Source organism: Leuconostoc sp. C5 (assembly GCF_056530425.1).
This window is the reverse complement of the sequence record NZ_CP134351.1, coordinates 268,006-280,850: the sequence shown is the minus strand read 5'-3', so window position 1 is coordinate 280,850 and position 12,845 is coordinate 268,006. Positions and strand designations below refer to the sequence as shown.

At 38.8% G+C, this 12,845-nt stretch carries 10 protein-coding genes and 1 other RNA gene; all 11 read right to left on the bottom strand.

Annotated features, from left to right (window positions below; translation table 11 throughout):
- Positions 1-26: 26 nt before the first annotated feature.
- The 11 genes from RHP56_RS01610 to accC all read right to left on the bottom strand — a co-directional run bounded on the left by RHP56_RS01610 (position 27) and on the right by accC (position 12,844).
- On the bottom strand, positions 27-1,280 hold the full coding sequence (locus RHP56_RS01610) for an aminoacyltransferase (RefSeq protein WP_042251210.1): 1,254 nt from the start codon (positions 1,278-1,280) through the stop codon (positions 27-29).
- Between the two features lie 75 nt (positions 1,281-1,355).
- On the bottom strand, positions 1,356-2,474 hold the full coding sequence (locus RHP56_RS01605; protein ID WP_102753340.1) for a LysM peptidoglycan-binding domain-containing protein: 1,119 nt from the start codon (positions 2,472-2,474) through the stop codon (positions 1,356-1,358).
- 191 nt (positions 2,475-2,665) lie between these two features.
- The gene (locus RHP56_RS01600) at positions 2,666-3,019 is read right to left on the bottom strand and encodes an NlpC/P60 family protein (RefSeq protein WP_002815861.1); all 354 of its coding nucleotides are present in this window, start codon (positions 3,017-3,019) and stop codon (positions 2,666-2,668) included.
- A gap of 1 nt (position 3,020) precedes the next feature.
- On the bottom strand, positions 3,021-4,301 hold the full coding sequence (locus tag RHP56_RS01595; protein ID WP_102753339.1) for a LysM peptidoglycan-binding domain-containing protein: 1,281 nt from the start codon (positions 4,299-4,301) through the stop codon (positions 3,021-3,023).
- Positions 4,302-4,618: 317 nt separating this feature from the next.
- Positions 4,619-5,587: a beta-ketoacyl-ACP synthase III gene (locus RHP56_RS01590; RefSeq protein WP_050894821.1), complete on the bottom strand. Its 969-nt coding sequence runs from the start codon at positions 5,585-5,587 to the stop codon at positions 4,619-4,621.
- 179 nt (positions 5,588-5,766) lie between these two features.
- Positions 5,767-8,451 carry a valine--tRNA ligase gene (locus RHP56_RS01585; RefSeq protein ID WP_102753338.1) on the bottom strand — a complete coding sequence of 895 codons (2,685 nt, stop codon included), beginning with the start codon at positions 8,449-8,451 and terminating at the stop codon, positions 5,767-5,769.
- A 316-nt stretch (positions 8,452-8,767) separates the two neighbouring features.
- Positions 8,768-9,268, bottom strand: coding sequence for a MepB family protein (locus RHP56_RS01580; RefSeq protein ID WP_102753337.1), 501 nt, complete (start codon positions 9,266-9,268; stop codon positions 8,768-8,770).
- A gap of 86 nt (positions 9,269-9,354) precedes the next feature.
- Positions 9,355-9,712: a transfer-messenger RNA gene (gene ssrA / locus RHP56_RS01575) on the bottom strand.
- A 52-nt stretch (positions 9,713-9,764) separates the two neighbouring features.
- Positions 9,765-10,568 (bottom strand): carboxyltransferase subunit alpha, encoded by an 804-nt coding sequence (gene accA / locus RHP56_RS01570; RefSeq protein ID WP_014324253.1) that lies wholly within the window; start codon positions 10,566-10,568, stop codon positions 9,765-9,767.
- Complete coding sequence (locus RHP56_RS01565) at positions 10,569-11,411, bottom strand: acetyl-CoA carboxylase carboxyltransferase subunit beta (protein ID WP_011679197.1); 843 nt, start codon at positions 11,409-11,411, stop codon at positions 10,569-10,571.
- A gap of 56 nt (positions 11,412-11,467) precedes the next feature.
- Positions 11,468-12,844: an acetyl-CoA carboxylase biotin carboxylase subunit gene (accC, locus tag RHP56_RS01560; protein WP_014324252.1), complete on the bottom strand. Its 1,377-nt coding sequence runs from the start codon at positions 12,842-12,844 to the stop codon at positions 11,468-11,470.
- Between the last annotated feature and the right edge of the window lies 1 nt (position 12,845).

Here is a 12,845-nt window from a genome sequence, read left to right as displayed (position 1 = left end):
GGTTTTACTCGCTAAAAAAGCTCATTTTAAGCACGGCCCATCATTTTTTTGAGCAATCGATAGACGCCATATTTAAAGGGATTAACAGGCATCATGAAGTTTCCTACCAGTTGACGTGCTTGTCCCTCAAAAGTCGTTTTGAATCCTAGTACACCATCGCTACCATCGAACTTTCCAGCAATGCCGTAGAAGTTATAGCGCTTGAGTCCTGCCTGAACTGCCTTGTTGATCATAACGTCTTGTATTTGATAAGGGCCGTAATAGTCCATATACTCTTCATAAGTGCCTGAATACAGATAATTCATTTCTTGAGGTTGCTGTATAAATAATGCACCAGCGACGACGACTGTCGATTTACCAGCAGCTTCTTTCTGTTGTTCCGCTTTTAATATGCGCTTGCTATGTTGATTTTTTTGATCATCAAATTCAGCATACTGACGCTTAAATTTATCATTCGTAGGATATTTTTCGATCTTCTGATTAATTTTGGCCAGTTTGGCATCTAATTCAGAGATTTTTTCATTCTCTTCCTTAATATAGTTGTCAAAGTTTAGTTCAGCAAAGACAAATGTTGCCTCATCGCCATACACATCATATACTGTTTGATAAAAATTCAAGTTTTTATCTTTATAATGTAACCTATCGGCAGTTTTTTGTGTTAATTCCTTAAAATCTGGCAAGTCATCTCGTGTTAATTGACGTAAACGGATACCGAACTGAGCATTCTTTTTTAAATAATACTGAGCCTTCTTATTATACGAGGCACGAACAGATTTCTCATCGGTTAATTCTGACAAATCTTTGATATACTCCCATTCTGGAGAACCAGCTGTAGTGAAACCATCTACAAATGGCAAATGAGTAAATCCAAGCTTTTTCATCTCTTCGATAAACACCGTATTCTCTTCACCTAGAAGATCGCCATGGTTATTCGTCATTTTCAAAGTCACATTTGGCCTTACTTCAATATAAAGCCCTTTATTCTCGCGTGAAAACTTTACGAAATTAGACATGAAAAAAGCCAACAATTCATGATTTTCAAAATCCAATAATGGCCCACGATCAATTGAAAAGATGTATCCCATATGTACCTTTTCACGCATGACCAACGCTGCAGCCACTACCTTGTCGTCAGCTTTGATACCTAACAACCATATTTTATAGCCTCGTTTTTGTAATAATTCAGCTTGTTCACCTGATTGTAAAAAGGTACCCACAGAACTTTGCTTTTCAAATTCTGTATATTCTTCTTTTGTTAATTCAGTAAATTTGTACAACATTTTTTATACCTCTGCACTCTACTATACATGAGAACACAAAAAAAGTGGATAGCAACTATCCACTTTTTGGTGTTATTAATGTGCGTCAATGACGATCCATCCGTCATAATAACCTACACCAGCTTCGGTGAAGCTAGAGTTAACAATAAATTCAGTGTGACCACCGTTAACCATACCTGTTTCATAGTACCAAGCATTAATTACAGTTGCACCTGCAGCAAAACCATTAGCAACAACTTCAGGAGTTGATGATGATTCATGCAAACCAAACCAGTTAGATGATGTTGCAAGAGCTTGTGCACGGCTTTGAGCTTGTGCTGTCAATGAAGCTGAAATCTTAATTGGTGACAAGCCAAGAGTAGCACGCTTTGCATTCCAAGCATTAATAGTAGCATCAGCTGTTGTTGAAGTTGATGAGCTGTTGCTTGTATTGCTTGTATTTGATGTTGAAGCAGTATTATTAGAAGTTGATGATGATTGTGTAGAACTTGATGATTGTGATGTTGTTGCAGTTGATGAACTTGAAGTTGAAGCAGATGATGCTGACAACTTTAAAGTTTGACCAACAGTAATCACATTAGCATTTGAAATGTTATTAGCAGCTACTAAGTTAGCTACTGTTGTACCGTTTGCTACCGCAATCTTGTTTAATGTATCACCTGACTTAACAGTGTATGAACCATTTGAGGCAGTTGCTGTGTTATTTGATGTTGTTTGAGTTGTCGTAGTTGATGATTGCGTTGTTGTTGAGCTTGAAGTTGATGAAGCTGATAACTTCAATGTTTGACCAACAGTAATCAAGTTAGCATTTGAAATGTTATTAGTTGCTACCAAATTTGCTACCGTTGTACCATTTGCTGCTGCAATCTTGTTTAATGTATCACCTGACTTAACAGTGTATGAACCATTAGATGATGAAGTTGTTGTAGTTGAGCTCTCTGATGATGAACTTTGTGTAGTAGTTGATGATGAAGATGCAGTTTGTAGTTGCTGTCCAACAAAAATCAAATTAGCATTTGAAATGTTATTAGCTTTAACCAAAGCGTCAACAGTTGTACCGTTTGCTGATGCAATCTTGTAAAGTGTGTCACCAGCTTTAACTGATACAGTATTAGCAGAAACTTGAGCAGCACCAGCAACGGCAAAAGCACCGGCAGCTGTAACGACAGATTTAGCAATAGTAGATTTTTTCATAATAGTCAAACTCCTAATAGGGACTCATATTCAGTAATATATTTTAATTTAAATTCTTTTCCGTCTTCTCGACAATTCCTAGTATAGCAATCCGCTGTGTCATGGATATTTTCTGTACTTTGCACTTTGTTGTCAATATATCAAAGGAGTTTCTTTTGTAACAAAACAAACATCTAAATGACAATTGTGTGTCAAAATATAGAACCGGCAATACATGGATACCAGTTTCTTGATAACGTTTGAATTTTTGCCACATGGTCCCCGTTATTTACAGCAATAAAGTGGTTCCCACCGACATAAATACCCACTTCATATGGTGCATTCTGTGTGCCCCAAAATAGCAAATCTCCTGGTGTCGCTTGTAAAACGCCCAATAAATGATGCATTTGTTTAATGAGATGCGCTGGTGAAGCATCCCAATGCGATCCTTCGGGTAATGGTACTTGCGCTCTCATAAGCTGTTGAGCAACAAAACGACCACTATTGTAGTCGTTGAATGTTTTTCCTAAGTTATCTAATGCTAATTTTAAATAATCATTTTGCATATTATTGTGCGTTAATAACAATCCAACCGTTGTAATAGCCAACACCTGCTTGTGTGAAGTTAGGGTTAACAATAAATGCTGTGTGCCCGCCGTTCACCATACCTGTTTCATAATACCAAGCATTAATAACAGAAGATCCAGCACCAAAACCATTTGCAACAACTTCAGCAGTACCGGAAGACATATGTGTACTAAACCAGTTTGACGATGTTCCAATTGATTGTGCGCGACTTTGAGCTTGTGAAGTCAATGATGCAGAAATTGTAACGGGTGATAATCCTAATTCTGCACGCTTTGCATTCCATGCGTTGATTGTTGCATCTGCCGTTGTGCTACCAGTTGAAACGTTAGTTGTTGTTGCAGTGGCAGTAGTATTAGTAGTTGTCGTTTGCGTTGACGAAGAAGCTGATGATGCGCTAGATGTTGAACCGCCATTAGCCTTGTACGCATTGTACTCAGCCATTGTCATGTAGCCATCATTATTAGTGTCAGCCGCAGCAACATAAGTGATATTGTCACTAGTTGATGATGAAGCACTTGATGTGCTTGCTGAAGATGAGGCCGTTGATGTGGTGGCTTGCGCTGATGATGACCCACCGTTAGCTTTGTATGCATTATACTCAGCCATTGTCATGTAACCATCATTATCTGAATCTGCTGCTGCAATATATGTGATATCTTCTGTAGCTGATGATTCTGTCGCAGCTGATGATGTTGAGCCACCATTTGCAACATATGTATTATATTCATCAAGCGTCATAAAGTTATTGCTGTCTGTATCAGCTGCTGCAATATATTTCAAATTACTTGTGTCAACCGATGAAGATTGTGCAGAAGCTGCTGTCACAGTTGTAGCAGCTGAACTGGTTGCTTGAGTAGTTGAAGCCTTCAATGACAATTCTTGTCCAGTCAAAACAAGGTCAGTATTTGACAAACTATTCAATGAAGACAATACTGATACATCTACACCAGTTTTTTCAGCAATCTTTGATAATGTATCACCTGATTGCACTGTATATGATGTACCGTCTTCTGATAAACCAGAAACTTCTTGTGTTGCGTTAATTTCTAGTGATGAACCTGCTAAAATCAAATCTTTGTTGCTAATTCCATTAGCCTTAGCTAACGCATCAACAGTAGTATTGTTTGCTGCTGCAATCTTTGACAAAGTGTCGCCTGATTGCACTTCTACTGTATCAGCAGAAGCTGCTGCATGTCCACCAACAAAGGCCGCAGCACCAGCTGCAGTAGTCAATAAAGTCTTCTTAAAAAATTTACCCATATTCTTATGTAACTCCTGAATGAATTGTATTAACTCGTAATAATTAAATTTTAGATTTACTGTTAAGCAAATCTTAATAACATTAATTAGTATATCCGTTTGTTGTAACGTGTGTATTGTGCGACTATATCAATATTGTAACAATATTACTGAAATATGTCATACTCGAATAAACGTTGATACATAGGTATTTTAAGACCTTTTAATAATTTAAAAATGAACTCATTCCACATAAAAATGGTGAAAAAGTACGCTTCATTTTGCATTTTTCACCATTTCAATATTATTAAATCCAACTAAAACTCTTAAGGTTTTCTTTAAAATTGTAAAAGCATGCTGCCATAAGTAAAGCCAGCACCGAATCCAGTTAGCAATACCCGTTTTCCTTTTAAGCTAACTGACTTATTTAATTCATCTAGTCCAATAGCGATCCCAGCAGATGATGTATTACCATTCGTAACAACGTTTGTTGAAAACTTTGTCATTGGTTCGCCGAGATCATTTGCAATATACTCGATCAAACGTAAATTTGCTTGATGGGGTATAAAGTAATCAATATCACTAGTTGATAAATTATGTTCACTCAAAAAATTGCGGATATGATCTGGAACAATAGTTGTTACTTCATCAAATACATTACGTCCTTGTTGTGAAAAAGCATCTATTTTTGGATAGTTATCCACAGATAGACTTGTCAGTGGTGCTATTCGCCCTGAATGTACAACATCGGCATTCCCGATTGTGTGCATTTTTTCAGCTTCCACAACACCGGCATCATCAGCTGTCATCAGCACTGCTCCTGCACCGTCTCCAAAAAAGACAGTACTGGTGCGATCCTTGAAATCCATCATTTTGGAGTTGACTTCCGCAGAAATGACTAATGCATTCTTATATTGACCAGATTTAATAAACTTGTCAGCTGTGCTTAATCCAAAAACAAACCCTGAGCAAGCTGTTACAATATCGTAGGCCCAAGCATTTTCAGCATGTAAATTGCGCTGTACTAATGCTGCCGTTGACGGTGCCAATCCATCTGGGGTAAATGTTGTTACAATAATTAAATCAATATCTTCTGGTTTAATATCAGTTTGGCTCAATACTGACTCCGCGGCACGTGTCGCTAAATCACTCGTATTTTCACCTTGCAATGATATATGTCGCGTTTTGATACCAGTATGAGCCTGAATCCACTCGTCACTGGTATCTATGATTTTTGCTAAATCATTATTAGTCACGATGTCTCTAGGTACATAATGTGCACTTGCGAGTATTTTACTTCCGGACATTGTAACTCTCCTTAAAAAATTGCATACTGCCATATATTACACGCTATTTTATACTCTAACTATTGTATCGAATTTAAGAAAAAAGTCCACTACTTGATTTTTTTACCATACAAAACTATTGCTCATTACCTTGTCAAATAATAAATAAAATCACCCTGTTAAGAGTGATTTTATAATTTCTATTGATTTGCTTTTAATGTCTGTAATCTTTCTTCTGTTGCGTTAAGTTTGGCTTGCCAATCAGCTAATTTTTCTTTTTCCGCAGCAACAACCGCTTCAGGGGCCCCAGAAACGAACTTATCATTTCCTAGTTTTCCTTCAGCTCGTTTTACTTCCCCAGCAAATTTTTTCACTTCAGTTTGTAAGCGTGTTATTTCTTCGTCAATGTCAATCAGCTCAGCCAGTGGAACATAAATTTCAGCACCTGAAATTACTTGTGACATTGCCAAATTAGGAGCTTGCACATCATCACTGATTGTTAACGTTTTAGGATGAGCAAAACGATTAATGTAATCAGCATTCGCTTCAAAAATGTGCTTCAAACTATCATCCGTGGTTTGAATCATTAAATCAATTGGTGTAGACATTGGTGCATTTGCTTCTGCTCGGATATTACGAACAGCTACAATCAAATCCTGCAACGATTTGAAGGCTTGTTCTGCGTCAGGATTGCTTAACTCTTCGTGCACGACCGGATATTTTACAATAGCAAAATCGGCTTCGCTGCCATTTTGAGCTGGCATTTCCTGCCAAATAGCTTCAGTAACAAATGGCATGATTGGTTGTAATAGACGTAATGTCTGATCCAATACGTAGGCCAATGTTTGCTGAACTGGTGCCTTATCTTGATCACCATTCAAAGTTTCCTTGGTCATTTCGATATACCAATCGGCAAAATCAGACCAAATGAAGTTGTACAACTCACGTCCTGCTTCACCAAACTCGAATTTGTCAAAATTACGTGTTACATTCGTAACCACTGTATTCAAACGTGACAAAATCCATTGATCAGCTAATGTTAATTGACTCATATCTGGTAACGTAGATGGTGTATCTTCATCCAAATTCATAATAACATAACGTGACGCATTCCAAATTTTGTTAATGAAGTTCCAAGCCGAATCCATCTTTTCGTAAGTAAATCGTAAATCTTGTCCCGGAGTTGACCCCGTTACTAGGAACCAGCGTAATGCATCAGCACCATATTTTTCAATAACATCCATCGGGTCAACGCCATTACCCAATGATTTTGACATTTTACGCCCTTCACCATCACGAATTAAACCATGAATCAAGACATTTTTAAAAGGTCGTTGTCCAGTAAATTCTTTCCCCTGGAACATCATCCGTGCTACCCAGAAGAAAATAATATCATAGCCAGTTACTAATGTATTTGTTGGATAATAACGGGCGAAGTCACCGTCTAGCTTTTCTGGCCAACCCATGGTTGAAAATGGCCATAGAGCAGATGAAAACCATGTGTCCAAAACATCCGGATCACGCTCCCAGCCGTCACCTGCTGGTGCTTCAGTACCAACATATAATTCTTCTTTATCTGTTCCTTTATTTTTGTACCAAGCAGGAATTTGATGACCCCACCACAATTGACGTGAAATAACCCAGTCACGAATATTTTCCATCCAGCGTGAAAATGTATCTTCAAAACGTGCTGGTACAAATTCAACCTTTTCATCGTCATTCTTTTGCATGTCTAAAATTTGTTTAGCCAATGGTTCCATTTTAACAAACCATTGCGTTGATAGACGTGATTCAACCTGAACACCTGTACGCTCTGAATGACCAACAGAATGAACAATTGGGTCTACTTTTAGCATGTAATCGCCAGCTTCAAGGTCAGCGGCAATTGCTTTACGAGCATCGAAACGATCCATGCCATTGTATGTACCAGCAAATTCATTTAAATGACCGTCTTCAGTCATCGTATTAATGCGTTCCAAATCGTGACGATTACCCACTTGGAAATCATTAGGATCATGGGCTGGTGTGATTTTCACCATACCAGTACCAAAATCTTTTTCTACATACTCATCTGCAATAATCGGAATTTCACGACCAACTAATGGCACCAAAACCTTTTTACCAATCAAATCTTTGTATCGTTCATCGCTAGGATGGACCGCAACAGCGACATCCCCAAACATTGTTTCTGGACGAGTGGTTGCAATTTCAATGTAATCTTTTCCGTCGAATGTTGTCCCATCTGTAAATGGATACTTAACGTGATAAAATGCGCCAGCATCATCTTGATAAATAACTTCAATGTCAGATAAGGCAGTTCTTGCCTGTGGGTCCCAGTTAATGATATATTCCCCACGGTAAATTAATCCTTTATTGTATAGATCAATAAATACCTTGTTAACAGCCTTATTCAGACCTTCATCAAGCGTAAAGCGCTCGCGGTCAAAGTCAAGTGACAGCCCCATCTTACCCCATTGTTGCTTGATGGTAGTAGCATACTCGTTTTTCCAGTCCCATACTTGTTCAACAAATTTTTCACGACCCAAATCGTAACGTGAAACACCTTCACCACGTAATCTTTGTTCAACTTTTGCCTGCGTTGCAATACCAGCGTGATCCATTCCGGGCAACCACAAGGTATCAAATCCTTGCATCCGCTTTTGGCGAATGATCATGTCTTGTAATGTCGTATCCCATGCATGCCCTAAATGAAGTTTTCCGGTAACGTTAGGAGGTGGAATGACAATAGAATAAGGTTCTGGCTCATTGCCTTGAATTTCTTTGTTTGATTCGGGTGCAAATAACTTTTTGCTTTGCCAGTTGTCATAACGGCCAGCTTCAACAGAAGTTGGATCATACTTTGTTGACATATCAATATCACGCATAGTTAATTCCTTTCTTTTAAGTCGTAACACGAAAAAAGATCGTCCTAATCTCAAATTACAGAGATTAGGACGATCTTTCTACCGTGGTACCACCTAATTTGTCGTTTTTAAACGACCGCTTATTTATTTAATATGATTAATTATAATTCTCAGCAACCTTGGGCATTAACACGATTGATTTCCACTAAACATCAACTCTCTAGACGTGCGCTTGCTTAATCCTCTAAGATTATTTTAATGTTACCGTAAATTAGACAGTTCGTCAAGCAGATATTCAAGACGCTGCATAACTGGTATTTATTTCATAGTATCTTAATCAACAGTTAGATTTAGAAAGCAATCTTTTAAACCTATCTTCATCAACTTGATCAGTTGACAAATCCACAAAGTAATTTTTCTGCCATGTTTGTGTTTGCTGGGCAGTTTTATTTAATTCAACTACCCAATCTGGATAAACTCTGAAAGCCATTTTTCCTTTGGTTTGCTGCGAACTCAATATTTTCTGTTGTACCAGTAACACTTTAGGAAAAATGAAGACTCCCTTTTGCTGATTATCTATCACACAAACCACTAATAACTCAGGACTATTGTACGCATCAAATGGTTTATTTTGACCTCTGTCGTCTTTTTCCCACAACACGACAAAGTATCCTTGTTTAGTAGGTGTTTTCTTCGCCAAACGGATACGAAGACTTTTGTTACCAACAAATAAAGTTGTCCCTTCATATTCGTTATTTTGTGATTCTTCTGATACTCGTGTTACGTCACATTGGTACACACGTGCAACAGCGCCTTCAATTAAGTTGAGTGACTCCATTTTACTTTTCCTCACAATCAACGTTTTTCATAAAAAAAGGCGCTACATCAAGGTTTTTGAAACCTTATGCAACGCCATGAAATACTAAATGGATCTGAGGGGAGTCGAACCCCTGTCCAAATCGCCCGATACACCAATATCTACGTTTATAGGGCTATTATTTGTAGTTCATTATATTGTCTGCCATAGCTCAAGGCTCTTCAATATAACTAACCTGATTGATTTAATACTGCTTTTCCAGATGTAAGAAGCAGTACGATCTGGCCTTTTATGGCCTAACCTCAGACGCCAGCAACCAAGATTAAGCTACGCATCACTGGTTTTTAGGCAGCGATAGCGAAAGAGTTTTCGTTTTTTGCAGTTAAAATTTCTGCCCGTTTTGCGCCCGGATGGCGAAACGCAATCAATGCTCCAAACGACCTGTCGAATTCCAAAAACAGACCCGTCTAAAATCTACCCATTATCTGAGAGACTTTATTATAACATATTTATCGGATTAGAATGCTCTAAAGCGGTTACGTCGCTTCGTTAATAGTTCATCTGGTGTTAATTGATTCAATGTATGTATCTCGTCATTTAACCGCTTCCGAATTAAGTTGAAAACTCGAGGATGATTACGAGACTCTGGAATAATATACTCAATAACATTTTTCTCCAAGAGATCTTTAGCAGTTAGTCCCATAACAGCCGCTGCTTCTTCACTACGTTTGCTATCTTTCCAAAGAATGGATGCAAATCCTTCTGGTGATAGTATCGAATAGGTTGCATTTTGGAACATCCAAACTTGATCAGCCGTGGCCAATGCAAGTGCACCACCAGAGCCTCCCTCACCATATATGATAGAAATCATTGGAACGGTTAACTTCATTGAGTCTAGGATTGATTTAGCAATTGCCTCACCCTGCCCTTGCGCCTCAGCCTCTTTGCCTGGAAAAGCACCTGGTGTATTAACAAACATGATAATTGGACGATTAAATCGATTAGCTTGTTGCATTAGACGTTGAGCTTTACGGTAGCCCCATGGCTCTGGCGAACCATTACGTTTGCTCAACTTGTCATGAATATCTGTACCCTTGTCAACAACAATCACCGTAACAGGCCGGTCTGCTAAAAATGCAATGCCACCAATGATAGACATATCGTCACCACCGAGACGATCACCATGCAATTCGACAAAGTCTGTAAAAATGCCATCAATGATTTCCCGCGCCATAAAACGGTCTTCACGGGATTTTTTAACCACTTGCGCTGGCGTTAATTCACGTTTAAATAATTTCAATCCACTTAAAATATCAGGCATTTATTCGGCCTCCGCTGTATGTAATCTAACAATTTTGGCAATCAGTTGAGCTAATTCTGATCGAGGTACAATTTGATCTACAAAACCATTTTCCAATAATGTCTCTACCCGTTGAAAGTCTTTTGGTAGTTTTTCATGTATTGTTGATTCAATCACTCTTGCCCCAGCAAAACCAACAAGCGCATGTGGTTCAGCTAAAGTAACATCCCCTTGCATAGCAAAACTTGCAGTTACTCCGCCAGTTGTAGGATCAGTTAGCACAACTAGGTACAATAACTTAGCTTCCTGGTGGGCTGCAACAGCTGCTGAAACCTTGGCCATCTGCATTAAGGAATCAATTCCTTCTTGCATACGTGCGCCACCTGATGCAGTGAACAAAACAACCGGTAACGTATGAGCCGTTGCGTATTCAAACAAGCGCGTAATTTTTTCACCTGTCATTGAACCCAAAGACCCCATCATGAAGTAAGAATCCATGATTCCTAAAGCCACCTGTTCCCCTTCAATGTCAGCCGTTCCAGTCAAAACAGATTCTGCCAACTCAGTTTGTGACTGTGCCCGCTTTAGTTTTTCTGCATAACCTGGAAACTCTGGATGATCCATTTGGATATCTGAATCCATTTCTTCAAAGTTTTTAGTCAATAATTCAACACGTTCCCATGCTTGGAGACGAAAACCATAATTACACTTTGCACACACACGATATTTGCCAAGCTGTTTATTGTACATTTGTGCACCACAGTATGGGCACGCTAGAAAAAGACCATCAGGAATGCGATCATTAACCGAAGCATCTCTTTTAATTTTTGATGTATCGCTATTTTTATTGTTGTATAAGTCCATATTAAATGTCTCCATTTACTAGAATACCGCACACGTCAAACGCATGCGGCATTGTATTATTCATCTTCTGATAAGCTCTCAGTCCACCGTGGTAAGAATTCAGTTTCTAAATAGCGTGTATCAAATTCGCCACGCTGCACGTGTGGATCTTCCAATAAAGCTTTTTGGAAATTTAAACTTGTAGAAATGCCATGCACAACAGTTTCATCAACAATGCGATGAATTTTTTGAACCGCTTGTTCACGAGTATCTGCCTTCGCCACTAATTTACCAATCATTGAATCGTAAAATGGTTGGACTTTATCGCCCACAAATAGTGCGGAATCAATTCGAACACCAGGTCCTCCGGTAGGTAAAAATACAAGATCAACTGTGCCTGCACTTGGTGCAAAATTACTTTCAGGTCTTTCGGCCGTCAAGCGTACTTCGATGGAATGACCATTAACTTGAATATCGTCCTGTGTTATAGGTAAATCTTGCCCTGCAGCGACTTCTATTTGTAATCTAATTAAATCTAAATTGGTTACCATTTCAGTGACTGGGTGTTCAACCTGGATACGAGTATTCATTTCCATGAAGTAAAAATTGCCCTCATGGTCTTGCAAAAATTCAATTGTTCCAGTGTTCTCATACCTGATCGCTTGCGCAGCTTTTGTTACAATACCACCTAAATAAGCACGCATCTCAGGCGTTACACCTACAGCAGGTGACTCTTCCAACACCTTTTGATTTTTACGCTGTAATGAGCAATCACGTTCTGGTAGATAGACAACATGACCATTTTCATCTCTCAAAAGCTGCATTTCAATGTGTCGGACATGTTCCATCACTTTTTCAATGTACATTTGATCATCACCAACAGACAGGCGCGCTTCATTTTGGGCATCATCAAATTTGTCGCTCAATTCATCTTCGCTATAAACAAAACGCATGCCTTTTCCACCACCACCAGCAGCGGCTTTTAGCAACAAAGGATATCCGATACGATCAGCAACAACCTTAGCTTCGGAAAAGTCACGGATGAAACCGTCAGATCCAGGAATAACCGGAACACCTGCTTGACGCATTTCTTCACGAGCATTAGCTTTGTTACCCATTAATTCAATTGTGTCTGGACGTGGGCCAATCCATTTAATTCCTACTTCGCCAACCATTTCAGCAAATAGAGCATTTTCTGACAGAAAGCCGTATCCTGGGTGAATAGCTTCAGAACCTGTTAATAGTGCCGCACTCAGAATGTTTTTCATATTCAAATATGAATCTGTTGGCTTAACACCACCAACTGCGATTGCTTCATCAGCAATTTGAACGTGCAAGCTATCTTTGTCCGCTGTTGAATAAACAGCAACTGATGCAATACCCATTTCTCTCAATGTCCGAATAATACGCACCGCGATTTCACCACGATTTGCCACTAGAACCTTTTTGAACATT